22 protein-coding genes are annotated in these 24,026 nt (G+C 35.2%); 11 read left to right on the top strand and 11 right to left on the bottom strand.

Going from position 1 to position 24,026, the window contains the following annotated elements; genetic code table 11:
• Positions 1-128: 128 nt before the first annotated feature.
• Positions 129-818: an ATP-dependent Clp endopeptidase proteolytic subunit ClpP gene (clpP, locus tag M2373_RS04390; protein WP_259107961.1), complete on the bottom strand. Its 690-nt coding sequence runs from the start codon at positions 816-818 to the stop codon at positions 129-131.
• Positions 819-872: 54 nt separating this feature from the next.
• On the bottom strand, positions 873-2,855 hold the full coding sequence (gene dnaG / locus M2373_RS04395) for a DNA primase (protein ID WP_259107964.1): 1,983 nt from the start codon (positions 2,853-2,855) through the stop codon (positions 873-875).
• Positions 2,856-3,179: 324 nt separating this feature from the next.
• On the opposite strand from dnaG, the gene M2373_RS04400 reads away from it, so the two are divergent.
• The 10 genes from M2373_RS04400 to M2373_RS04445 all read left to right on the top strand — a co-directional run bounded on the left by M2373_RS04400 (position 3,180) and on the right by M2373_RS04445 (position 13,138).
• On the top strand, positions 3,180-4,940 hold the full coding sequence (locus M2373_RS04400; RefSeq protein WP_259107965.1) for a T9SS type A sorting domain-containing protein: 1,761 nt from the start codon (positions 3,180-3,182) through the stop codon (positions 4,938-4,940).
• Between the two features lie 159 nt (positions 4,941-5,099).
• Complete coding sequence (gene tsaE / locus M2373_RS04405) at positions 5,100-5,507, top strand: tRNA (adenosine(37)-N6)-threonylcarbamoyltransferase complex ATPase subunit type 1 TsaE (protein WP_259107968.1); 408 nt, start codon at positions 5,100-5,102, stop codon at positions 5,505-5,507.
• 68 nt (positions 5,508-5,575) lie between these two features.
• Entirely contained in the window at positions 5,576-6,769 is a 1,194-nt protein-coding gene (locus M2373_RS04410) for an alanine dehydrogenase (RefSeq protein ID WP_259107971.1), read from the top strand.
• Entirely contained in the window at positions 6,769-7,140 is a 372-nt protein-coding gene (locus M2373_RS04415) for a hypothetical protein (RefSeq protein WP_259107973.1), read from the top strand. The genes M2373_RS04410 and M2373_RS04415 overlap by 1 nt, the downstream gene beginning before the upstream one ends.
• A gap of 171 nt (positions 7,141-7,311) precedes the next feature.
• The gene (locus tag M2373_RS04420) at positions 7,312-8,082 is read left to right on the top strand and encodes a sensor histidine kinase (RefSeq protein WP_259107975.1); all 771 of its coding nucleotides are present in this window, start codon (positions 7,312-7,314) and stop codon (positions 8,080-8,082) included.
• A complete protein-coding gene (locus M2373_RS04425) occupies positions 8,060-8,770 on the top strand; it encodes a LytTR family DNA-binding domain-containing protein (RefSeq protein ID WP_259107978.1) in 711 nt (236 codons plus the stop codon). The genes M2373_RS04420 and M2373_RS04425 overlap by 23 nt, the downstream gene beginning before the upstream one ends.
• 110 nt (positions 8,771-8,880) lie before the next feature.
• A complete protein-coding gene (locus M2373_RS04430) occupies positions 8,881-9,270 on the top strand; it encodes a hypothetical protein (RefSeq protein ID WP_259107980.1) in 390 nt (129 codons plus the stop codon).
• Positions 9,271-9,366: 96 nt separating this feature from the next.
• Complete coding sequence (locus M2373_RS04435; protein WP_259107982.1) at positions 9,367-11,655, top strand: cation:proton antiporter; 2,289 nt, start codon at positions 9,367-9,369, stop codon at positions 11,653-11,655.
• Positions 11,656-11,925: 270 nt separating this feature from the next.
• Positions 11,926-12,771, top strand: coding sequence for a prephenate dehydrogenase (locus tag M2373_RS04440; RefSeq protein WP_259107986.1), 846 nt, complete (start codon positions 11,926-11,928; stop codon positions 12,769-12,771).
• Positions 12,772-12,817: 46 nt separating this feature from the next.
• Complete coding sequence (locus M2373_RS04445; RefSeq protein ID WP_259107988.1) at positions 12,818-13,138, top strand: hypothetical protein; 321 nt, start codon at positions 12,818-12,820, stop codon at positions 13,136-13,138.
• 143 nt (positions 13,139-13,281) lie between these two features.
• On the opposite strand, the gene M2373_RS04450 is transcribed toward M2373_RS04445, so the two are convergent.
• The 9 genes from M2373_RS04450 to M2373_RS04490 all read right to left on the bottom strand — a co-directional run bounded on the left by M2373_RS04450 (position 13,282) and on the right by M2373_RS04490 (position 22,308).
• On the bottom strand, positions 13,282-14,700 hold the full coding sequence (locus M2373_RS04450) for an L-serine ammonia-lyase (protein ID WP_259107990.1): 1,419 nt from the start codon (positions 14,698-14,700) through the stop codon (positions 13,282-13,284).
• 156 nt (positions 14,701-14,856) lie between these two features.
• On the bottom strand, positions 14,857-16,203 hold the full coding sequence (locus tag M2373_RS04455; RefSeq protein WP_259107993.1) for an ammonium transporter: 1,347 nt from the start codon (positions 16,201-16,203) through the stop codon (positions 14,857-14,859).
• A gap of 108 nt (positions 16,204-16,311) precedes the next feature.
• Entirely contained in the window at positions 16,312-16,953 is a 642-nt protein-coding gene (locus tag M2373_RS04460; protein WP_259107995.1) for an alpha/beta hydrolase, read from the bottom strand.
• A gap of 78 nt (positions 16,954-17,031) precedes the next feature.
• On the bottom strand, positions 17,032-17,736 hold the full coding sequence (locus M2373_RS04465; protein ID WP_259107997.1) for a hypothetical protein: 705 nt from the start codon (positions 17,734-17,736) through the stop codon (positions 17,032-17,034).
• A 376-nt stretch (positions 17,737-18,112) separates the two neighbouring features.
• The gene (locus M2373_RS04470) at positions 18,113-18,892 is read right to left on the bottom strand and encodes a hypothetical protein (protein ID WP_259107999.1); all 780 of its coding nucleotides are present in this window, start codon (positions 18,890-18,892) and stop codon (positions 18,113-18,115) included.
• Between the two features lie 269 nt (positions 18,893-19,161).
• Positions 19,162-19,788 carry a YceI family protein gene (locus M2373_RS04475; RefSeq protein WP_259108001.1) on the bottom strand — a complete coding sequence of 209 codons (627 nt, stop codon included), beginning with the start codon at positions 19,786-19,788 and terminating at the stop codon, positions 19,162-19,164.
• Between the two features lie 78 nt (positions 19,789-19,866).
• On the bottom strand, positions 19,867-20,433 hold the full coding sequence (locus M2373_RS04480) for a YceI family protein (RefSeq protein ID WP_259108002.1): 567 nt from the start codon (positions 20,431-20,433) through the stop codon (positions 19,867-19,869).
• A 147-nt stretch (positions 20,434-20,580) separates the two neighbouring features.
• Positions 20,581-21,630 (bottom strand): glucokinase, encoded by a 1,050-nt coding sequence (locus M2373_RS04485; protein WP_259108003.1) that lies wholly within the window; start codon positions 21,628-21,630, stop codon positions 20,581-20,583.
• Positions 21,631-21,744: 114 nt separating this feature from the next.
• On the bottom strand, positions 21,745-22,308 hold the full coding sequence (locus tag M2373_RS04490) for a hypothetical protein (protein WP_259108004.1): 564 nt from the start codon (positions 22,306-22,308) through the stop codon (positions 21,745-21,747).
• A gap of 288 nt (positions 22,309-22,596) precedes the next feature.
• Between M2373_RS04490 and M2373_RS04495 the strand changes: the two genes are divergently transcribed.
• On the top strand, positions 22,597-23,976 hold the full coding sequence (locus M2373_RS04495; protein WP_259108005.1) for a DUF1800 family protein: 1,380 nt from the start codon (positions 22,597-22,599) through the stop codon (positions 23,974-23,976).
• The last annotated feature ends 50 nt before the right edge of the window (positions 23,977-24,026 follow it).

Genomic DNA, 24,026 nt, shown 5'->3' on the forward strand with positions numbered 1-24,026 from the left:
AATAAATTATCTGCCTATGTCGAAATAACCAATCGTTTAATAATAGTATTTTCAAAGATCAATTTACTTTTTCTACACAAAAAACGCGCCAAAATTGACGCGTTCTGTTTTATCTTTTAAATAGACAATTATTTTTTGTCTTTGTTCGCTCTCTGTAAAACTTCATCTACCATTCCGAAATCCTTAGCTTCCGTCGAAGTCATCCAATAATCTCTGTCAGACGCTTTCTCTACCCATTCGTATGTTTGTCCTGAATGTTCAGAAATAATGTCATACAATTCTTTTTTAAGCTTCAGCATCTCTCTCAGGTTGATCTCCATATCTGAAGCTACCCCCTGCGCACCTCCTGAAGGCTGGTGAATCATTACTCTGGAGTGCTTAAGTGCAGAACGTTTTCCTTTTTCACCTGCTACAAGCAATACAGCTCCCATAGAAGCAGCAATACCAGTACAGATTGTTGCTACATCCGGCTTAATGATCTGCATCGTGTCATAGATTCCTAAACCTGCATAAACACTTCCACCCGGAGAGTTGATATAAATCTGAATGTCTTTTGAAGGATCAGCACTTTCCAGAAATAAAAGCTGAGCCGTTACAATATTAGCCACCTGATCATCAATTCCCGTTCCCAGGAAAATGATTCTATCCATCATCAGACGGGAGAAAACGTCCATCTGAGCAACGTTTAATCTTCTTTCTTCCATGATGTACGGTGTAAGATTTGTTGGACCATACATTCCCATATACTGATCGGTCGCCAAACCGCTATTTCCTAAATGCTTTACAGAGAAATCTCTGAATTCTTTTTTAATGTCCATATTTCTATTGTGTATTATTTAATTTTTACAAAGTTTAAATTACAACTTTTATTCCTAAAATTTTATAGGACTTTTTGTCACAGGTGACCAGCCTAATTTTTCGATCAGCTGTATAGAAAACTGATTAAGCATCATGATTTTCTTAATTGATTCAAAATATTTTTCAGTATTGGTGTCACGGTATTCTTCAAGCTCCGCCGTTACCTTTTTAATCATAAAATGAATATAGTAATATTTGTGTATCAATATATTAGACTCTACTTCTTCATCAATATGATCTCCAAGAATAGGCGGATAAATATTTCGGGTAGACCAGTTGCTCAGCTCATCAGGAATCATGAGTGCATCAGCCACTTTTGAAGTAATATCCTGATCCATTAAAGTAATGAAAAAATTTCCGGCACGCAGCTCATCATGTTCTATGCCTTCTTTAATATCCTGAATGATTTTTTTGTTCGTTTCTATCTGGAATTCATACTGTTCATCTTCAAAATGATGCAGAATTTCCTCAATAACAGTAATTTCATAGGCTTCATTCTTCTCATTTTTTCTTTGCAGAACCATGTCACCGAACATCAGCATTGTATCGATCAGTTTATTTTCCTGATGAAGAATATTAAACTGTACAGAATCTATTTCAAGCTCCGGCTGTTTCGGAACAACTTCTAATTTGGCAGGTTTATTATTTTCTTTTTGCTGCTGGATATGCTGATTTTGATTTTGGGTAATCTGTTTCTGAACATCAAGCTCATTAAACAGACTCTGCTCAGACAGCCCGAATTTATTCGAAACTTCTTTTAAATAAACCTCCCTTTTCAGAGCATTCTGTACAAAACCGACAGATTTTACGATATCCCTTATCGCTTCAGCCTTTTTTATAGGATCGTTTCCAACCTCTTTAAGAAGAATTTCAGCTTTAAAATCAATAAAATCCATCGCTTCATTTTCGATGAATTTTTCCACATAATCCTGCGGATGTTTTCTGGCAAAAGAATCCGGGTCATCACCATCGGGAAATAGCATGACACGAATGTTCATTCCTTCCGTCAATAACATATCGATACTTCGGAAACTGGCTTTAATACCGGCATTATCACCATCAAAAAGGATGGTAACGTTTTCGGTAAGCCTTTTGATAAGCTTAATCTGCTCCGTCGTTAAGGAAGTCCCCGAACTCGCCACTACATTTTCGATTCCTGACATATGAAGTGAGATCACATCCATATAGCCCTCTACCAAAAGACAGATATTTTTTCTCGAAATCGCCTGCTTGCTTTGGTTTAACCCATAAAGAACATTCGACTTGTGATAAATTTCAGTCTCAGGGGAATTCAGGTATTTTGCAGTCTTAACATTATTCCTTAAAATTCTTGCTCCAAACCCCAATACCCTTCCCGAAAAACTGTGAATCGGAAAAATTACCCTTTCCCGAAAACGGTCGATTCCGTTCGGAGCATTTTCAGGAAAAATAGAAAGTCCGGATTTTTCCAAAATTTCTTTTGAATATCCTTTATCTATAGCAAACTCTGTAAAAGCATTTTTCTTTTCAGGAGAATAACCTAGCTGAAACTTTTTGATGATGTCATCCCGAAGTTCACGTTCTTTAAAATAAGACAAACCAATAGATTTCCCCTCTTCCGCTTCCCAAAGAAAATTCTGAAAATAATCATTCGCTACTTCATGAATTTTATACAGCAATTCTTTTTCAGACTGCGCATTTTTTGCTTCTTCTGAAAACTCACGCTGATCTTCCTCAATTTCAATTCCGTATTTTTTGGCAGCATGGCGAAGTGCTTCCGGATACGTAAAGTTTTCGATTTCCATTAAAAAAGAAATGGCAGTCCCACCCTTTCCGGTTGAAAAATCTTTCCAGATCTGCTTACTTGGTGACACGATAAAACTTGGAGATTTTTCATCGTGAAACGGGCTCAGCCCTTTATAATTCGACCCTGCTCTCTTCAGCTGCACATATTCTCCGACAATCTCTTCTACGCGGATTGTTGAGAATATCTTATCAATGGTCTGTTTGGAAATCATGCTGTAAAAATAAGAAAATAAGTCTTTTTTATTCCTAAAATAAACTCCTAAAATATCCTATGGTTTATAAAATAATTATTTATCTGGTTCAGTTAAATTATCTATCCCGATGTATCATGAAATCAATAAAAATGATAATACAATAGAAGTCAGCTATTTATATATAATAAACGAAACCAATGTCAACTTGTTTGATTTTTTAGTATAAAATTTAAATATATCTTCACTATAAAATAACAATAAACAGTTATGACTACTTATTAACCAATAAAAACAAACATTAAATAAAAATACAAAAACTTATTAAATAAAAAAAATAAAAAGATGAAAAAAACGGCAGTATTATTAAAAAAATGGGCATTAGCATTGACTTTGTTCGGTATCACGTACAGTATAAATGCCCAAGAGAAAACGCAGCATTCATTAAAAACAATCAATGAATTCAGTAAAGAGCTACAATCACAACTGGATCATAAAATAGGAGAAAAAAGTAAAATAAAACTTTTTGTATCTGATAAGGAAGCATTTGATTCAAGTATTAATTACTTAAATACTGACACAAGCGGAAATATGCATATTGAAGGGGAAATACCAGAAAAAGTGTCAGGCAGCTTCAGTATAACCATCAATAAAGAGCAAATCGCAGGACATATTCTTTTTCCTCATGATAAAAAAGCATATTCTTATTTTTCTGACAACAAAGGAAATGCCTTCATTAAAGAAGTTGATATCAATAAAATCATCTGTATAGACCTTCCAAAACCTCAAACTTCTTTAATAGAAGAAAAATTACATCACACAGGAAAAGCTGCCGTAATCAACACCTCCAATCTGCAAAGCCTGTCCGGAGCTGCAGGATGTATTTTATTGGATTTTAACGGACATACTATTCCTGCGGGCAGCGGCTGGAATGGCGGAAATGCCTTTACTGCAGTCTCTTCCGGTATGGCAGATGATCAAATATTAGAAGCATGGGAAATCGCAGCAGAAGATTTCAGACCTTTTAATATCAATGTAACCACCAATGAAAATGTTTTTAACAGCTATCCTGTAAACAAGAGAACAAGATGCATCATCACTCCCACAGATATTGCAGCCCCCGGAAATGCAGGTATCGCTCTCATCAACAGTTTTTCGGGAAACGATCTTCCATGTTGGGTTTTCACATCAACAGCCGGTACCTGTGGAAAAATTGTCGGAGAAATCGCTTCTCATGAATCCGGACATACATTAGGATTGCATCATGACGGAAAAAGCCAGGAAGTTTATTATACAGGTCACGGACAATGGGCCCCCATTATGGGAGCCGGGTATTATAAAATGGTAACCCAATGGAGCAAAGCAGAATATTCTAACGGCACCAACCATGAAGACGATCTCAGCATCATCAGTAATGCCGTAGGCGGTTTAGGCTATAGAAATGATAATGCAGGAGACACTTTTGCCACTGCAACTCCATTAATCATCACCAACAGCCAGCTTCTTGAAACCCAAAACAATGGAGTTATAGAAAAAACCAATGATATCGACATGTTTTATTTTGATATCCAGGGAGGAAATATTTCACTCACCGTAAAAGCAGCGCCGAGACACAGCAATCTTTTATTAAAAGTAACTTTATACAACAATCAAAATACAATATTAAACACCTTTATGGCATCAAGTACCGATCTCAGTCTCCCGATTACCATCCACAAATACCTGAGCTCCGGCAGATATTACCTTGCCGTTACAGGTGTTGGAGAAGGTAGTCCAGACTCCGGATTTACCAGCTATGCATCACTTGGATATTATGACATTTCCGGAACAATCAATAATCCCAAATCAGGAAAAACTCCGGTACATGAAGAAATAAAAGTGTACCCCAATCCTGTCAAAGATGAACTTACGATACAATTAGGTTCAAGTAATGAGAAATACCAGATCAGTATTCTGAATTTTCAGGGACAAAAAGTATACACCTCAATTTCATCAGAAAAAAAAGTTGTCATCCCTTTTCATGATCAACACCAGGGAATATATCTCGTTATCTTAAAAAACATGCTCACCAATGAAGAAAAAACATTTAAAATACTTAAAAAATAAAATTAATCCCTAAGCTGTTTTCCAATCCTGAAGACAGCTTTTTTGTTTAATCTTTTTTCTTCAAGACTATTTATCTTATTTTTGAACATAAAAAAAACAGGGTAAAATTATTTTTCAAATAAAAGTTATCCTTAAGAAACTTACTAAACTGACTTGACAATGGAGTTTACAATACATAAAATCGAAGACTGGCAGGAAATAGTTAACCAAATTATTCCTCAATTAAAACACAATATATTTCTTTTAAAAGGAAATCTGGGCGCCGGAAAAACAACTTTCACTCAGTTTCTGTTAAAAAATATCGGAAGCACGGACGAAGTAAACTCTCCAACCTACTCTATTGTTAATGAATACAATACACCGAAAGGAAAAATATATCATTTTGATTTATACCGTTTAAAGAACATTGAAGAAGTCTACGATATCGGCATTGAAGAATATCTTGACAACGCTTTCCTTTGCATCATTGAATGGCCCGAAGTGTATGAAGATGAACTGTACGGACTTAACTACCACACCATGAGCATCAACAATACCGGAGACAACAGAGAAATTTTATTCGACTAAATATTATGTATCTTTGCTAATGAATTCAATTGTAAAATAATTATCTGTAAGACATAATTTAATTAAGGATGAGTACTACAAATATTTTTACTCCTTTCACTGAAGAAGAATTAATGCCGAAAGAAGAAAAGCTGGAAGTAATAAGAAAAGGAAAACAGTTCAGTATAGGCGTTCCCAAAGAAACCTGCCTAAATGAAAGAAGAACCTGCATAACACCTGATGCCGTTCAGGTTTTGGTACAGCACGGTCATGAGATCATCATAGAATCCGGAGCGGGACAAGGTTCGTTTTTTACAGATTTACAATATTCTGAATCTGGAGCAAAAATCACAAAAGATCCCAAAGAAGCTTTTGGACAGGATTTAATATTAAAAATCAATCCTCCCACAGAAGAAGAAATTGAATTTATGAAACCTAACAGTTACTTGGTTTCAGCACTTCAGATCAATTTAAGGGATAAGGATTATTTCTTAAAACTAGCGGAGCGAAAAGTTAATGCCATTGCTTTTGAATTTATTGTAGATCAATACAAACAATTGGCTTTAGTAAGGCTTATAGGAGAAATCGCAGGTACAGTTTCTATCTTATATGCTTCTGAATTATTAGCTCTGTCAAACGGCTTAATGCTTGGAGGAATTACAGGAGTAAGACCTGCCGAAGTAGTAATTCTGGGCGCAGGCATCGTTGGTGAATTTGCAACAAAAGCAGCCATTGGTCTGGGCGCCAGCGTAAGAGTTTTTGACAATTCACTTTCAAAATTAAGAAGACTTCACACCCTTGTTGACAGCAGGGTTCCGACATCCATCATCGATCCGAAAGAGTTAAGCAAAGCTTTAAGACGTGCCGATGTTGTGATCGGCGCACTTCCAAGATTGAATATGACCCCTATCGTAACCGAAGAAATGGTTATGAAAATGAAAAAAGGCAGTGTCATCATCGATATTACCATCGACAACGGAAAAGTGATCGAAACTTCTGAACTTACAACCATGGAAGACCCTTATATTATCAAACATGGTGTTATCCACTGTGGACTTCCAAATCTTACCTCAAGAATGCCGAGAACAACCACAAAGGCCATCTCAAATTTCTTCCTTTCCTATATTTTAAATTACGATGAAGAAGGCGGTTTCGAAAACATGTTGGTTCGCAAAAATGATATGAAACAGAGTCTTTACATGTATAAAGGCAGACACACGAAAAAAATCATCTGCGACCGTTTCGGGCTTACTTATCACGATATCAATCTTTTAATTTTCTAATGAAAAAACTGAAATTCTTTTTTATCGGTCTCATTCCGGGACTTGCTATTGTATTTTTTGTATTGAATAAAAAAGGGGCAAGCTGCAGTGGCTATCTTCCCAACAGTCGTGTGATTGCAGAAACCCTTTCTAAAGAATTTAAATATTCTGAAGAATTTAAAGGAGAAATGACAGCATTGAAGATCGATGAAAAATTCCTTAAAGACAGTATTATTACCAATGGAAAAGTAGATTTCGACAAAAGTCATGCACAGAAAAAACCTTGTCCTGATTATCTTTTAGTTTATCCTAAAGAAAATCCTACATACGAAATTACATTTGAAAAATGTGAGGAAACGACAACGTTGAATTCTTTGAAGAAATTGAAATAAATAACTTTACACCAAAAAATCTGTTTGCTTCGCGAAGCATTTATGCCTTTGCTACCCTTGAAATTAGAGTTATCTTTATTAAAACTTTGCGTTTAAATAAAAAAAGATGCTTCGACATGCTCAACATGACATTTTGCTAATACTATAGAAAGAAATAAAACATTTAAATCAATGGAAGGCAATTACTACATGATTCATGATTATCTGATATTCACTGGAGTATTTGCTATTTTCTTTTTTCTTACGGTAAGCATTTATTTATTCAGCCAGAATCAGAAATTTAAGATCCGAAATGCCAAACTTTCAGAAGCCAATAAAATAATAGAACAAAGATTAAATGAAGTTCAGCTCGAACACATCGGAACAAAGCTGAACCCACATTTATTTAAAAACATTTTAAACTCTGTTCAGTCGCATGCCTATCAGACATACATGTCACTGGACAAGCTTGCCAATGTTTTAGACTATATTTTATACGAAAGCAATAATAAATTTGTAAGCCCGAAAGAAGAATTAAACTTTGCATTAAGTCTTATCGAAATCAATAAGATCAAAATTAATCCGCTCTTTGATTTTAGAATTAAATCTAAAATTGATAAATCCGACGCGGTATATGAGGAAAAAGTTTTTGCACCTTTAATTTCTGTTGATTTAATTGAGAATGCCTTTAAGCACACTGATTTTTTAGCCCAGGATTCATTTATAGCGATCCATATGGAACTTGAGAACGGTATTTTCACCATGAAAGTCAGCAATAAAGCTTCTTTAAAAAATGTGCTGGAAAAAGAAAAAAGTGGTTTCGGAAGCCAGTCTTTAGACCAAAGGCTGAAAATGATCTACAACAATTACTATTCGCTTCAAAAAAACTCAAAAAACGGTATCTTCACAGCAGAATTAACAATCAATTTAGGAGAATTTTATGATAAAATGCGTTATTCTTGACGATGAATTACTGGCTATCAGCTACTTAAAACTTCTATGCGAGCAGATTGACCATGTAGAGGTTGTAAAAGCATTCAATGATCCTAAAATATTTTTAAATGAAATAGACAGCCTTGACTGCAACCTTTGCATCTTAGATATTGAAATGCCGGGAATGACCGGATTACAGGTCGCAGAATTGATTTCCGATTCAAAAAAAATCATTTTCACCACTGCTTACAAAGAATACGCCGCTGAAGCTTTCGATTTAAACGTTGTCGATTACGTAAGGAAACCCATTAAAAAAGAACGGCTGATCCAGGCATTTGAAAAAGCCAAACAATTGGTACAGACTCCACAAAAGAAAGATTTTATCGAATGGAATACCAATATCGGAAAAACTGTTATTTTCACTGAACAGATTGCCTATATTAAAACCTCCGAAATAGACAGTCGCGATAAAGACATTATCCTCAATGACGGAACGACCATCGTATTAAAAAATCTAAGCTTTAAAAATCTTCTGGAAATGCTTCCTTCAAAAGATTTTGCTCAGGTCAATAAAAAAGAAATCATTGCATTATCTTCTATCAAAGTTTTTTCAACAAACGAAATTATTACTACAATTTCAATAGAAGGAGAGAATTTTTTAAAGCTACAAATCGGAGAAACTTATAAAAATTCATTAATGGAAATGTTTGGAAAGTAGATTTTTCAAAGGTTTTTGGTTTCATTACAAAATTTAACAGCTTTATTACATCCTCCCATTTTAAAACATTTGGACGGCTTACTTTTGCCCTCTGATTAAATGATTTTATAATGAAAAAACTTCTTTATGCCTGTGGAATTCTCATATCCTGTTTTTGTTTTGCCCAGCAATCAGAAACCAGCATCAAAGCTTCATTTTTTGACGGAATTGCTGTAGCCGGATATGTAGACCATGGAGCTTTCATCAATTTTACAGGTCCAAACGTGAGCCTTAAAAATAAAGATTTGAAATTTATTCTGGGAATGCTCCCTTCGTTACGAATAAAAGAGGACAAATCTGAGGGGACAAAAAACAGTGCCATTACTCCAAATCTGGGAGCAGGCCTTACGGTCGTTTACAAAAAATTAGCCGTACAGATTCCTGTATATTACAACACTAAAACTTCAGCTCAAAACGGAGCCTGGAAAATGGGAATCGGGCTTGGATATTCTTTCAGATAGGTTTTCATTACATTATTTGTAATGCTTATTACATTTTAAAAGTAAAAACAATTATCTTAATTATATTCTTATCAACTTTGCAAAAATTTAGGAATCATGAATTTGGGGAAATATAAAAATATTATTTTTTACGTCTGTACAATTGCATTTTTTTCATGTCTGATGTATTGGTTTTTTGTAGAAGGAAAAACATTGGAAATTGGAGAAAATATCGCTCCGAGTAAAGCAACAGGCTCTACCATGTGGGAGAATTTCACAGACTCATTCTTAACGAACCTTCACCATCCGCTGGCTCTTCTTCTGGCTCAGATCGTTACGATCATTATGGTGGCAAAACTTTTCGGATGGATCTGCGTAAAACTGAAACAACCTTCTGTAATCGGTGAAATGATTGCTGGTATCGTTTTGGGACCTTCCCTTTTTGGGTTGTACTTCCCGGAGCTTTCGGCATTTATTTTTCCGAAAGAATCATTGGGTAATTTACAGTTTCTAAGCCAGATTGGTTTGATCCTGTTTATGTATATCGTAGGAATGGAACTCGACCTGAGTGTTTTGAGAAAAAAAGCTCATGATGCTGTAGTAATAAGCCATGCAAGTATCATTATCCCATTTGCACTGGGAGTTGGGTTATCCTATTTTATCTATAAAGAATTTGCTCCTGAGGGAATCCAGTTCACTTCGTTTGCGTTATTTATAGCCATTGCCATGAGCATTACCGCTTTTCCTGTTTTGGCGAGAATCGTTCAGGAGCGAAACCTTCATAAAACAAAAATAGGAACCGTTGTGATTACCTGTGCCGCTGCGGATGACATTACAGCATGGTGTATTCTGGCCGCAGTTATTGCCATTGTAAAAGCAGGGTCATTCTCAGGATCAATATTTGTTATTTTAATGGCGATTTTATATGTTTTTATTATGATAAAAGCAGTAAGACCGTTTCTTAACAGGATCGCAGAATCACAAAAAGGAAAAGGCTTCATCAGCAAAGCATTAGTAGCCGTATTTTTCTTAATTCTGATCATCTCTTCTTACGCAACAGAAGTGATCGGAATTCATGCGCTTTTTGGAGCATTCATGGCGGGTGCTATTATGCCTGAAAATGTAAAATTCAGAAACCTTTTTGTAGAAAAAGTAGAAGATGTGGCACTGGTTCTTCTCCTTCCTCTTTTCTTTGTATTTACAGGATTGAGAACACAGATCGGATTACTGAACGATCCACATCTATGGAAAATAGGAGGCTTCATTATTCTGACAGCAGTTGTAGGAAAATTTGCAGGAAGTGCATTAACCGCGAGATTCCTGAAGATCAGCTGGAAAGACAGTCTCACCATTGGTGCATTAATGAATACCAGAGGACTTACCGAACTTATTGTCCTGAATATCGGGTATGATCTGGGAGTTTTAGGCCCGGAATTATTTGCAATGCTTGTCATCATGGCGTTATTTACCACCTTCATGACAGGACCTTGTCTTGATCTTATCAACTATCTTTTTAAAGGTAAAAAATCAATGATAGAAGACGAAGAAAATGAGGAGAATGATGCAAAATACAGGGTTCTTTTGTCTTTTGAAACTCCGGAAGCCGGAAGTACATTATTAAAGTTAGCTGATAATCTAACTCATAAAATGAACGGAAATAAAAGCGTAACTGCCATGAACATTGCTCCTGTAGATGAGCTTCACGCCTTTGATATTGATGATTTTGAAAAAGAGCAGTTTAAAGACGTAATCGAAACATCACACGAACTAAAACTGGAAGTTACCACTCTTTTCAAGGCGTCAACAGACGTTGAAAATGATCTTACCAATATCACAAACAAAGGAAACTACGATCTTCTTCTGATCATGCTTGGAAAATCAATGTATGAGGGAAGCTTACTCGGAAGACTGTTAGGATTTACCACAAAAATTATCAATCCTGAAAAATTATTAAATACCGTGAAAGGAAAAGGAAATATTTTCAACAATTCCCCTTTTGACGATATCACTCTTCAGGTTTTAGAAAAAGCGAATATTCCTGTTGGAATTTTGGTTGAAAAAGAATTTCAGTCTGCGGACAGAGTTTTTGTTCCGATCTTTAATTTAAGTGATTTTTATCTTCTTGAATATGCAAAAAGACTGATCAACAACAACAATTCTCAAATCATTATTCTTGATGTTGCAGGACAGATCAGAAGCAATATTGAGGTAAAGGAACTCATCAGAAGTATCGAACAAGTCGCACCCAACCACATCACTTTATATAACGAGAAGAAAATAGAGAAGGAATTTCTGAATTCCCAGGATCTTATGTTAATCAGCAGCAAGAGCTGGAAAAACCTGATAGATACAAAGAGCCTTTGGCTTTCGGATATCCCGTCTACATTGATCATCTCAAATCCATAAAATTTGTTTTTAGAATGTGAATGCGTGAATATTGCTGAGTAAATAAATGGTTAAATTAAATTGATAGGTTAATTGACTTGCACAGCAAAATTCACCATTCCTTTTTTTAATTCAATTAAAAAATATTTCTTACCTTCGCATTGTGATTACAAACAACGGAACATATTATTATAGAATTTTAACCTCAGATTTGGGATAGAGATTCTTATGTATATAAACTAAACCTCGTCCTAGGACGGGGTTTTTTGATTTAAAAAAGCAGTAAAAAAAATGAAAATAAGTATAATTGGAGTAGGTTTGATCGGAGGTTCAATAGCATTAAAATTAAGGGAAAATGGTATTGCCGATTTTATTTACGGAATTGATAACAGTGATAAGTACCTTAATGAAGCATTAGATCTTAAAATAATCGATGCTAAAGTCGATCTGGAATACGGAATCAAAAATTCTGATTTGATTATTCTTGCTATCCCTGTAGACTCTGCAAGAAAAACCCTTCCAGATATCCTTGATTTAATATCTGAAAATCAAACAGTAATGGATGCCGGATCTACAAAAGCAGGAATCGTAAAGGCAGTTGAAAATCATCCAAAACGCTCACGATTCGTTGCTTTTCACCCGATGTGGGGAACGGAAAATAACGGTCCGAAATCTGCTGTTTCAGAAAGCTTTTCCGGGAAAGCCGGCGTTATCTGCAATAAAGAGGATTCTGCTCCGGATGCCTTACAACTGGTTGAAAAAATTGTTGAAACTCTGGGAATGCATTTAATTTATATGAATGCCGAAGACCACGACGTTCACACTGCTTATATTTCACATATTTCACATATTACATCCTATGCTTTAGCCAATACTGTTTTGGAAAAAGAGCGTGAAGAAGAAACTATTTTTCAACTGGCAAGTTCGGGATTTTCGAGCACTGTCCGTCTTGCAAAATCCCATCCCGAAATGTGGGTTCCGATTTTCAAACAGAATAAAGAAAACGTTCTGGATGTATTAAACGAACATATTTCACAGTTAAGAAAATTCAAAGCCGCTTTGGAAAAAGAGAATTTTGAATATCTTGGGGAGTTGATTTCTAATGCGAATAAGATTAGAGGGATTTTGGATAAGTAAAATTATTGTCTTAAGAAAGTTTTAGATAAAATTTAAATTATTAAATGTGGCAAAAGTAATAACTGTTCCAAAAAATAAAGAAACAGAAATTGCATTAGATTATAATTTAGCATCTCCTGAGCAAATTGTAGAACTCAACTTAACAAATATCCAGCTTGAAAAATTGTGGAATGATGGCATCTTTCATTTAATTAATAAAGTATCAAACAGCAATATAGATGATTTTGAAGATGAACACATTACAAATTTAAATGACATTTATAATACATTGAATGAATTAAAGAAAAATCCAAATTGTTCTGGAGATATTATTGAAATGTTTGAACTGGCTTTATCATATAAAACTAGTATCCATTTTTGTTTCTAATTATTAATATAAACTTAAACATCATATTTGTCATTCTTGACGAAGGAAGAATCCAAAGCTTTTTATTTGAAAATAATCGAGTGCTTATTAACAAAAAAGATCCCGAAAATCGAGATCTTTATATTATAAAATTCATTATTACATTAACACTCAGGAACATTGACTGCAATTGCCAATCCACCTTCAGAAGTTTCTTTAAATCGATCATTCATAGAAAGCGCGGTTTCCCACATGGTCTGAATAACTTCATCCAGGGTTACTTTTGCTTTTGCAGGATCGCTTTCAAGAGCAATATTGGCAGCAGTGATTGCTTTTATCGCACCCATCGTATTTCTTTCAATACAGGGAATCTGCACCAAGCCTCTGATCGGATCACACGTTAAGCCCAAATGGTGTTCCATCGCAATTTCGGCGGCCATTAAAACCTGTCCGACACTTCCGCCAAGAATTTCAGTAAGACCGGCAGCAGCCATTGCAGATGAAACTCCTACTTCCGCCTGACAGCCTCCCATTGCTGCAGAAATCGTCGCATTTTTCTTAAATAAAGTTCCGATTTCTCCGGCAACCAACAAAAATCTTGCAATATCATCTTCACTGGTAAAATCCGTGAAGGCCTGAGAGTACATTAAGACAGCAGGAATTACTCCGCTTGCTCCATTGGTAGGCGCTGTAATAATTCTTCCGAAGCTTGCATTTTCTTCATTAACAGCCAGTGCAAAACAGGCAATCCATTTATTAATATTGGTAAAATTTTCTTCGGCATCTACTACCTGCTGAAACCATTCATCTTTATTTTTATAAATCTGTTCTCCTAAAAGCTTACGGTTCATTCCGGCTGCTCTTCGGGTAACATTCAAACCTCCGGGCAAAATCCCTTCTTTATTTACCCCTTTATAAATACATTCTTTGATCTGTTGCCAGATATAAAGCGCTTCCTGTCTTGTTTCTTCCTGAGTTCTCCAGCTTTCTTCATTAATTAAAATTAAATCCGACATTTTTTTAAATCCTAATTTTTCGCAATATTTTGCAATATCTGACGATTTATGACAAGGATATAAAGTACGAACACACTGCTTTTCGATAGAATTTTTTTCCTGGCTTTTGATAAAACCTCCGCCTACAGAATAAAAATCCTGAACAAGCTCGGTACCATTTTCAAAAACGGCTTTAAAAATCATTCCGTTGGGATGAAAATCAAGAGACTTTTGCATATTCAACACCAAATGATGTCCGTAAATAAAAGGAATTTCCTTTTCGCCACCCAAATTAAGAATCTGCGTACTTTTTATTTTTTCTATTTTCTCATCAATCTTTGTTGTATCAATGGTTTTAAAATCTTCACCATTCAGGCCAAGCATTCCGGCAATATCAGTACCATGCCCGATCCCCGTTTTAGCGAGTGAGCCGAAGAATTCGAGAAAAACTTCTTTCACCTCAGCGATTGATCTTTCTCTTTTTATAATTCTGATAAATGCAGACGCTGCATTCCAGGGGCCCATTGTATGCGAACTGGAAGGACCTATTCCTACTTTAATAATCTCAAAAACCGATATTGACTCCATATAAATGATTAATCACATTTCCATTAACAAAGATACATGATAAATCTAATAAATTTTGGATGACTTTCGACCCAGACCGGTAATTTTCATTCAATATAAATAACAATACAAATCTCTTCTTAACACTACTTATTCCGTCCAATTTATTTTAAAATGTTACCATTTGAGACTTTCGCCGTGCTGAGAAAGATCCAGACCTTCATTTTCAGAATCTTCAGAAACCCTCAAAGTAATTAAAGAGTCTGTGATTTTATATAGAACAAGAGAACCAAAGAAAGCAAATAATGATACCAGAATCAAAGCCACCATGTGATGGGCAAACACCTCAATACCTCCGTGAAGAAGGCTCGCATTTTCTCCATGGGCAAAAATTGCCGTTAAAATCATTCCCATAATCCCACCCACTCCATGGCATGCAAAGACATCCAACGTATCATCAATTCTCTTTAAAGCTTTCCAGTTAACCATAAGATTTGAGACAATTGCTGAAATAAATCCAATAAAAAGGCTCTCTGAAATTGAAACAAAGCCGCATCCCGGTGTAATAGCCACCAATCCTACTACTGCACCAATGCAGGCTCCCAAAGCCGAAACTTTTCTCTTATTGATACGGTCAAAAAATATATAGGTCATCATCGCTGATGCAGAAGCAATGGTAGTTGTTCCGAAAGCTGTAGCTGCTGTTGCATTGGCACTTAATGCTGAACCTGCATTAAATCCGAACCATCCAAACCAAAGCATACCGGTTCCTAAAAGAACATACGGAATATTTGAGGGTTCATGATGAGGATTTTTTCTGTTTCCAAGTACCAGAGCCCCCGCCAAAGCAGCAAAACCGGCACTCATATGAACAACTGTACCTCCCGCAAAATCTTTTACTCCGAAATATTTATTCAGAAGCCCATCCGGATGCCATACCATATGACAAAGCGGTGCATAAATGCATAGACTGAAAAGTACCATAAACAGAAGATAAGAGATAAAACGGACTCTTTCCGCAAACGAACCGGTAATTAAGGCCGGCGTTATCACTGCAAATTTCATCTGAAACAAGGCAAAAAGTATAAAAGGAATTGTAGAAGCCATCGCTTTGTGCGGCAACACACTTACTCTACTGAAAAACGGATAACTTAACGGATTTCCGATGATTCCGTAATGCTCACCATCTATTGTAAAACCGATAGAATCTCCAAAAGACAAAGAAAAACCTACGACTACCCACAGTATTGATATGACTCCAAGCGCTATAAAACTTTGCAGCATGGTTGAAATAACATTTTTCTTACCCACCATTCCACCATAAAAGAATGATAACCCCGGAGTCATCAAAAGCACCAAACCTGCTGCTGCCAGAATCCAGGCAACATCAGCACCTACAATTTTATCTTCCGGTAAAAAATCTCCGGTATTCGGAAAATCTGCAATAGGACTCCAAAACAGTCCGCCAACCGCAACGAGCGTAATGATAACAAACGAAACGATCCATTTCAAACCTACAGTCATATAAATTTATGTTTAACCTCGTCAAAATTAAACATAAATTTTATAAAAACATTAAACTTTTAAAACAACCCCTATATTTTTAATATTAAATTAAAAAAATTAATATTTTCAAACAAGTACCTCCCTTAAAATTTTAGACACTTCTTTATATTTTATGGCAGGAAAAAGGTGGGTACCCCCTTTAATAATATAATTAGGTTTTGAATTTCTGATAGGAAAAACAATATCCCGATCTCCTAAAATCTGCACCACACCAGGAGTCTCTTCAAACTTCCAGTCAGAGATTTTTTCAATAGACCATTTCAGATAATAAGGATCTTTTACTCTGAAATACTGTAAAACCCTGGGGTTTTGAGGATCAAAAAACTTTCTGACCACCGAATACACATTTGTTGTCCTATCGTTAAAAAAGCTTACCGGTAAAAGCTTTGGAATTCTTGTAATTTCTCCCGCCCGGATAAGCCGTGATTTTTCTCTGTCTGATTTAATACTTCCCAGAATAACTACTTTCTGAGCCGGTTTTAATTTATTAATCTCCTGAACCATAATCCCACCAAAAGAATAACCCAAAAGGTAAAAAGGTTCGGCTATATTAATTTTTTCCGCCATTCTTTCTACATATTTTGGAAAACTTTCATTTTGTTCGGGTATCAGCCAATCGATAAAAACGATTTCGTGAGCCTCCGGAAATTCCAATCTTTCCAGTACTTTAAAATCCGCACCAAGGCCACTTACAACATAAATTTTCATAAGACTAAAATAAGAAAAAGCCAAATTCCGTCAAAGTTAAAAAACACTAACTATCTATTGAATGGTTATCTGATTCGTTTAATTGGAGACCTTATAAACAGAAAATGAAGTATTGGTATTTGACCCCAACACACTCAGATTCAAAACACTCGACCCCGAAAGACCGAAATACAGCTTATCACCCGCCTGCAGCGTATAAAGAGAGTTTATGACAGATTCAGATACCGTAAGCGCTACAATTCCGAGATTAATACCACTAAATTGTCGGGTATCTAAGGTTGCAAAAGCACCTCCTGAATTTTTTATAATTCCAATTCCTGGATTTCCCGTCAGAACAGAAGACTGCAGCCCATTTCCATAACGGAAATAAAAACTGACCGCATATACTCCAGAAGAAGGGACAACATAAGAATAATCATTCTCTGAAAACAAAGTAGAAATTCCTAAGCGCTTATCCGTAAGGGTAAAATTGATCTGTTTCCAATTTCCAAATAAAGAAAGAGCAAGCAAAGTAATCCCTCCGTTTTTTGCTGCCGAATAAACCGAACTATTTGTATTAGCCGCTGACAACAATACCTGCGGATCTACTTCCGCAACTTCAAAACTACCCTGATTAACAGCCATTATCTGATAACCCGGTAATGCTAAAACCTGCGGCACCTCTCTGATTTTTAAATTCCCGTTAACATCAAGTGTAGCCGTAGGATTTGTGGTGTTTATTCCGACTTGTGCCCTTATTCCAACAAGGGAAGCAAAAGCCAGAACAATAATGAATTTTTGCATAACTGTGTATTTTGTTTTTAATAATTATTTAAAACACTATACACCTGCATCATATTAAGTAAGCTGAAATATACAAAAACATTCCTAATAAACACCTAACAACCTGAAAAACCAATCATTAAAACAATTCTAAAAATCGTGATTTAAAAACAAAAATCAATAGCACTCATTTAAAAACTAATCCACATTAAAATTATAAACCGAAATAACTGATGCTATTTATAAACGAGCATTTTATTTTATCGTAAAATCATCATTTAATTATAAATCCACTTCATGCAATAGAGTTGAAGACCATTCTGAAAAAACAAAAAAACCTCTAGCGAGGTTTAATTCATAATTTCAAGAAGCTGTACGTTTCTCTATCTGACAAAACTTAATTCTTCTGAAATGAAATCCTTGTGATACTGTCTACACTCAGAGAATTCATCGTATCCGAAGCTACCCATTCCAAAACATAACCCGTTCCCGTTCCCACAGGAGCTGGAAGACTTGCCACATCTGCAATTGTCGTAAGATTATACACCAGACTTCCGCTTGTTTTGCTGGAAGGGATCACTCCACTCATTTCTGAAATAAAACCGGAAGTAGGGTTTCTTAAAATTAACCTGACATCCTGACTATAAATATTAGCACTTTTAGTATAATTAACTATAACCCTCCACTGATGCACCTGTCCTTTTACAGCATTTTCCAAAAACCGATTTCCTGCATATACCTTAGAATCAAAATTTGCAGAATTATCAGGCCAGCTTGTCGTAGGAGGCGTCGCATACACCAAAGGCAGATTATAAGTAATCTGTTTCACAGTATTTGCTGAAACATTTGTCCAACTGGGCTTATTTCCGGCTCCGTTTCCTCCTGCATTAATCTTCACCACTCCCTCGTTTGATTTAGTCTGTTCTTTGCTGTAAACCAAAGTACTCCAATTGGCTCCATCATAATACCTTATGGTTTTATTTGTAGAATCATAAGCCAGCATACCCTCTACCGGAGAACTGATACTTTGAGGATTAGGCAGCCGGGGAATAACCATCCCTGATGTTGTAGAATATACATCCAAAGCACCTTGTGGGCTTGTCGTATTGATTCCGACCTGAGCCCCCACTTCTGTTACCACCAACATTGAGAAAGTAGCAATAATCTGTTTTTTCATAACGTGTATTTTGTTTTGATTATTAAACAACATACACCTTTCATAATATTAAGTAAAGCAAATATCTTAAATTAAATTAAAATCAGCAATAAAAACAGATTACATTTAACAATAATAAAACATAATCAATTTATAATTTAATAAAAAATAATTTATTTCATAAAAATAAGGCTATATGCAAATAAGTAGCTTTAAAAAATCAGAAATAATGAATAAAAAAATGAGTAACCATTAAGTTACTCATTCATATATCAATAAATCTTTGTTGATTATTTTTTCTTTACCGGAGCTCTGTTCTCGTTATCGAGTTTTTCCGTAGAAATCTTGAATTGGAAGTCCATTTCATTTTTAATGAAATAATCTTTCAGAGAAGACTGATAGAATACTTTAAAATCTCTTCTGTTTAATGAGAATTTTGCCGACTCTATAACAACTGTAAACTGTGTGATATATACATTTGCAGGGAAAGAAATTGTTTTTCTTGTTCCTTTGATCGTAATATCACCATAAATCGTTGAGTTGTACTCACTGTTTGCCAATGGGATAATTTTCGTTAAGTGAAATTTCGCAAGCGGAAATTTTTTCACCTCAAAGAAGTTGGTACTTTTAAGATCATTCGTCAGCTTCAGTTGATCCTCATCAGAAACGTCTCCAGCCAGGATTGTTTTCATATCAATAACGAATTCACCGTCTACTAAAACTGTTTTGTCAAAGTTAAATTTTCCACTTTTCAGTTTTACTGTCCCGGAATGTGATGACGCTACAGTTTTTACCACTTTATATCCCCACCATCTGATGTCCGATGAAGTCACCTTTACCACTTTATCTCCTTTCTTTTGAGCAAAAACAAATGATATGCTTACACACATCATAGCAAACAATAGTAATCTTTTCATTCTTTTTTATTTACAATTCAACAAAAATAAAAAAAAGTGTAGAACTTCTACACTTTTAACAATCTTTTTTTGATTAAATTATTTTGCAGTTACTTTTACAAGCATATCGATATCATCTTTCACAAAAACATCCTGCATTGTAGACTTGTATGCTACGTCAAATTTCTGTCTGTCGAAAGAGAATTTATTAGACACTAAGCTTACCACTCCTTTGCTGTAAGAAATTTTCGCAGGGAAAGAAATAACGTTAGTTTTTCCTTTTACAGTAAGATTTCCTGTTACAAGGCTGTTGTAGATTTTATCGTTATTTTTCTTTACAGAAGTAATTTTAAAGCTTGCTGTAGGGAATTTTTCAACTTCGAAGAAATCTCCGTTTTTAAGGTGACCGTTTAGTTTCCCCTGGTATTCTCCGGATAAGTCAGTTGAGTTGATAGAAGTCATATCCAAAACGAAAGAACCTCCAACCAATTGATTTCCTTTCATGATCATATCTCCAGACTTTACCTTTACCGTTCCATCGTGAGAACTAGCTTCAGATTTTGCCACTTTGTATCCCCACCAGTGAACGTCAGATGCTACTACTTTTTTTGACTGACCGAAAGCTAAACCACCAGCTAAAACTGCTAGTAAAAATATTTTTTTCATTGTATAAAGTTATTTACCTTGTTTATTTAACAGTGCAAATGTAGCCAACTTAATTGATAGATTTCATTGATGTATATCAATAAAAGTAATAATTTTCATGAATAATATCATCCAATAAAAAACTCCGAATTTCTTCGGAGTTTTTGTTTATTCTTGATAATAAGCGGTATAAAGCGATACACCGTTTAATGCTGTCTGATTTTGCTTTATCAGGTAGATCGGAATGTTTCTCAACATCTCTTCCATCTTATCACTGATTTTATATTTTTCGTAGAACTTATCCTTATTGATATAATCACTGATCGTCTGCGGAATATCTCCTGAAATAAGAAGACCTCCTGTAGCTTTCAGTTTTAACGTTAAATTATTAGCTTCTCTTGCTAAAAATTCAAGGAACGTGTCTAAGGCAATTTTACAGATTAATACATCATCTTCCACTGCTGCTTTATAGATCTCCTGAACAAAATTTCCATTGGCTAATCTCTCAGACAGCCATTCCGGCTCAGGATGTCTTTTCACGTCTCTTAAAAATCTGTAGATATTAAACAAACCTGTTTTAGAAAGTACATTCTCCCAGCTTACAATTCCGTAAATATTATTAAGGAACTGATAAAACTCAACTTCAACGTTCGTTCTCGGAGAAAACTCTGAATGCCCTCCTTCCGTTGCAAATGGTCTTAAATATTTTCCGTCAAAGAAATATCCTGCTTCTCCCAATCCGTTTCCCGGAGCCAGAATCGCCACATTTCCTTTTTCAAGATGACCACTTGTATAAATAGGATCAAGATCTGCATCTTCCAGAAGCCCCATGCCATATGCAGATGCTTCAAGATCATTAATCATCTCTACTTTTTCAAATCCGAAATCTCTTGTAAATACCTCTACATCAAAACTCCAGCCTATTCTTGCAGGATGACTTTTTCCATTAATTACAGGACCGGGAACTGCTATTCCCAATCTTTTTACATTTTCCAAACCGTTATCCTGGATAAACTTCTTTAAGATTTCTGAAAAAGAAGAATATTCTTTTGTAGGATAATTATTTTGGATCTTTATCTCAAGACCTTCGTTACTGGAAATAAAATAACCTAAGGTTGTAATATCCTCGCGAAGGTTTGCCCCAATGATAGATACATTATCATTATTACTGTTTTTTACTCCCGGTAAATAAAGCGGAAATTTTGGATTCAATATCATAACCTCAAATTTTATCAAATATAATAATACTTTTCGTAAATTCTATAGGGAAGAAAAAAACCTTTCCAATTTTCTGAAAAGGTTTGGCTAATAATTGTTTATATTTAAATCTAACTACTTTCCTAATGGAATATTGTAAGAGAATCCTACCCCAAGGTTACCCACATTGTAGTCTTGGTTTGGTAAATCTCCCTTGTCTCCTACAAATACTTTTTGATACTGCACAAAGAAATTCCAGTCTCTGTTGTGATATCCGATCTCAGGCTTGATGTAGAAACCTCCGTCCGGTCTGTCAAGACTAGAGTTTGAAGCTACTTTCGCATCCCCTACCAAGAAACCATATCCTAAATCTGTTCCGAAATAGAAACCGGTTTGTTTTGGATAAATTCTGATTAAAGCTCCTACAGGTACCACTCCAACATCATTGTTATTATATCCGTTATTGCTTTTTCCGAAATAATGGGTATATCCTGTTGCAATACCTAAACCAAATCCAGGAGTGATAAGGTTCTGATAAGCTACATCTACTCCAACAGCAGCAGAAGTATTATCTGAAGGTACGGCTAATCCAACATTAGCACCTACCTTGATCATATTATTCATCTGTGAGTTTTGAGCACTTAGTACACCCGCCGTCATAATACCTGCAAGTAGAATTGCTTGTTTTAACATTTTCATAACTCTAATTTTAAATTTTACTAACCAGGAAGATGTAAAAATCGTGCCAATAAAGGCTTTAATTTCTATTTTAACACTCATAAAACATTCAAATAAATGTGAATCAATCAATTAAATTTAGTTAAAATTAAATGAGTGTTTAAATAAAATAATCAATCTATCTTTATAATTCATATTTCTATCGTACCGAAAAAATTTCTGAAAAACATAAAAAGTAATATTAACAAATCTTAACCGTTATAATTTTAACCTTTCTTCACCAAAAACATCAAAAAATAAAATATTCTTATGGCTGGTCCATCTTTACTTAACAATAAGCATCTTCTCTGGCGCGCAGGCTTTGGAGCAGGAATCAATCAATTTGAAAGCCTGAAAAATAAAGACATTGCCATTTTAATGAAAGAGCTGTTTACAGAAGAAAATTTTACAGAAGTCAATTATGAAACTCCTGACGTGGAAACGGTCGACTATATGAATGATAAATCTCCTGCTGAAAAGAAAAAAGAAATCCAGAGAATCAACCGTCAGCAAAACGAAGAGCTCAATCTTAATTTTCTTGATAAAATGGTCAACAGCAAAGAGCAGTTAAGAGAAAAAATGGCATTTTTCTGGCACGGACATTTTGCTTCAAGGGTTCAAAACCCAAAATTCAACCGACAGATTTTAAATGTTATCCGAAAAAATGCACTGGGAAGTTTCAAAGACCTTTTATTTGAAGTCAGCCAGGCTCCTGCCATGTTGAATTTTTTGAATAATCAACAAAATAAAAAAGATCATCCCAATGAAAATTTTGCCCGTGAAGTCATGGAATTATTTACCATGGGAAGGGGACATTATACTGAGAAAGATATCAGAGAAGGCGCAAGAGCTTTTACAGGATGGGGTTATGACAAAGAAGGAAATTTTACAGAAAGAATAAAACTTCATGATGGGGGACCAAAAAATTTTCTTGGAAAAACAGGTAATTTCACAGGCACAGATGCTTTGAATATTATTCTTGAACAAAAAGCCACTTCTCAATTTATTACCACTAAAATTTACAAATTCTTTGTTAACGAAAAGGTTGATGACACAATTATAAATAAGCTGAGTGAGGAGTTTTATCAATCCGGTTATGATATCAAAAAGCTCATGACGGGAATATTTTCCAGTTCGTGGTTTTATGACAGAAAAAATATCGGAAACAGAATAAAATCTCCCATAGAGCTCATGGCGGGAATGATGAGAACACTTCCTATGAATATTCAAAACCCTGAAAACCTCATCGTTTATCAGAAACTCTTAGGACAAATGCTTTTATATCCTCCGAATGTAGCAGGCTGGCCCAACGGAAAATCATGGATCGACAGCTCAACATTAATGCTGCGACTTCAGATTCCTCAGATATGGTCGGGTTTGCGCCCACTCGATTATCGTCCGAAAGAAGATGACGATCTCGATATGGGATTAAAAAATAATACGAATACGATTAATAAAAGTTTTAAAAATCCCAACATCACTATTGACTGGTCCCGTATAGAGAATATTTTTAACGGAAAAAAGGTTGAAGATTATTTAATCCAAAACACCACCTCTCTGGATATGAGTTCTGTGAAAAATTTCTCCGACAACAGCATTAAAATGAATGTAATCAATTTAATGTCGACTCCGGAATACCAACTGATGTAATTTGTTAAATGAGCTTAGCCACAAGGCTTATGACAAACCAGAAACTAACC

The sequence above is a fragment of the Chryseobacterium sp. JUb7 genome, from assembly GCF_024806495.1.
Taxonomy (GTDB): Bacteria; Bacteroidota; Bacteroidia; order Flavobacteriales; family Weeksellaceae; genus Chryseobacterium.

Bases quoted from the DNA above. Each gene is read 5' to 3' on its own strand.
- clpP (WP_259107961.1), bottom strand. From the start codon at position 818: ATGGACATTAAAAAAGAATTCAGAGATTTCTCTGTAAAGCATTTAGGA.
- dnaG (WP_259107964.1), bottom strand. From the start codon at position 2,855: ATGATTTCCAAACAGACCATTGATAAGATATTCTCAACAATCCGCGTA.
- M2373_RS04400 (WP_259107965.1), top strand. From the start codon at position 3,180: ATGAAAAAAACGGCAGTATTATTAAAAAAATGGGCATTAGCATTGACT.
- tsaE (WP_259107968.1), top strand. From the start codon at position 5,100: ATGGAGTTTACAATACATAAAATCGAAGACTGGCAGGAAATAGTTAAC.
- M2373_RS04410 (WP_259107971.1), top strand. From the start codon at position 5,576: ATGAGTACTACAAATATTTTTACTCCTTTCACTGAAGAAGAATTAATG.
- M2373_RS04415 (WP_259107973.1), top strand. From the start codon at position 6,769: ATGAAAAAACTGAAATTCTTTTTTATCGGTCTCATTCCGGGACTTGCT.
- M2373_RS04420 (WP_259107975.1), top strand. From the start codon at position 7,312: ATGGAAGGCAATTACTACATGATTCATGATTATCTGATATTCACTGGA.
- M2373_RS04425 (WP_259107978.1), top strand. From the start codon at position 8,060: ATGATAAAATGCGTTATTCTTGACGATGAATTACTGGCTATCAGCTAC.
- M2373_RS04430 (WP_259107980.1), top strand. From the start codon at position 8,881: ATGAAAAAACTTCTTTATGCCTGTGGAATTCTCATATCCTGTTTTTGT.
- M2373_RS04435 (WP_259107982.1), top strand. From the start codon at position 9,367: ATGAATTTGGGGAAATATAAAAATATTATTTTTTACGTCTGTACAATT.
- M2373_RS04440 (WP_259107986.1), top strand. From the start codon at position 11,926: ATGAAAATAAGTATAATTGGAGTAGGTTTGATCGGAGGTTCAATAGCA.
- M2373_RS04450 (WP_259107990.1), bottom strand. From the start codon at position 14,700: ATGGAGTCAATATCGGTTTTTGAGATTATTAAAGTAGGAATAGGTCCT.
- M2373_RS04455 (WP_259107993.1), bottom strand. From the start codon at position 16,203: ATGACTGTAGGTTTGAAATGGATCGTTTCGTTTGTTATCATTACGCTC.
- M2373_RS04460 (WP_259107995.1), bottom strand. From the start codon at position 16,953: ATGAAAATTTATGTTGTAAGTGGCCTTGGTGCGGATTTTAAAGTACTG.
- M2373_RS04465 (WP_259107997.1), bottom strand. From the start codon at position 17,736: ATGCAAAAATTCATTATTGTTCTGGCTTTTGCTTCCCTTGTTGGAATA.
- M2373_RS04470 (WP_259107999.1), bottom strand. From the start codon at position 18,892: ATGAAAAAACAGATTATTGCTACTTTCTCAATGTTGGTGGTAACAGAA.
- M2373_RS04475 (WP_259108001.1), bottom strand. From the start codon at position 19,788: ATGAAAAGATTACTATTGTTTGCTATGATGTGTGTAAGCATATCATTT.
- M2373_RS04480 (WP_259108002.1), bottom strand. From the start codon at position 20,433: ATGAAAAAAATATTTTTACTAGCAGTTTTAGCTGGTGGTTTAGCTTTC.
- M2373_RS04485 (WP_259108003.1), bottom strand. From the start codon at position 21,630: ATGATATTGAATCCAAAATTTCCGCTTTATTTACCGGGAGTAAAAAAC.
- M2373_RS04490 (WP_259108004.1), bottom strand. From the start codon at position 22,308: ATGAAAATGTTAAAACAAGCAATTCTACTTGCAGGTATTATGACGGCG.
- M2373_RS04495 (WP_259108005.1), top strand. From the start codon at position 22,597: ATGGCTGGTCCATCTTTACTTAACAATAAGCATCTTCTCTGGCGCGCA.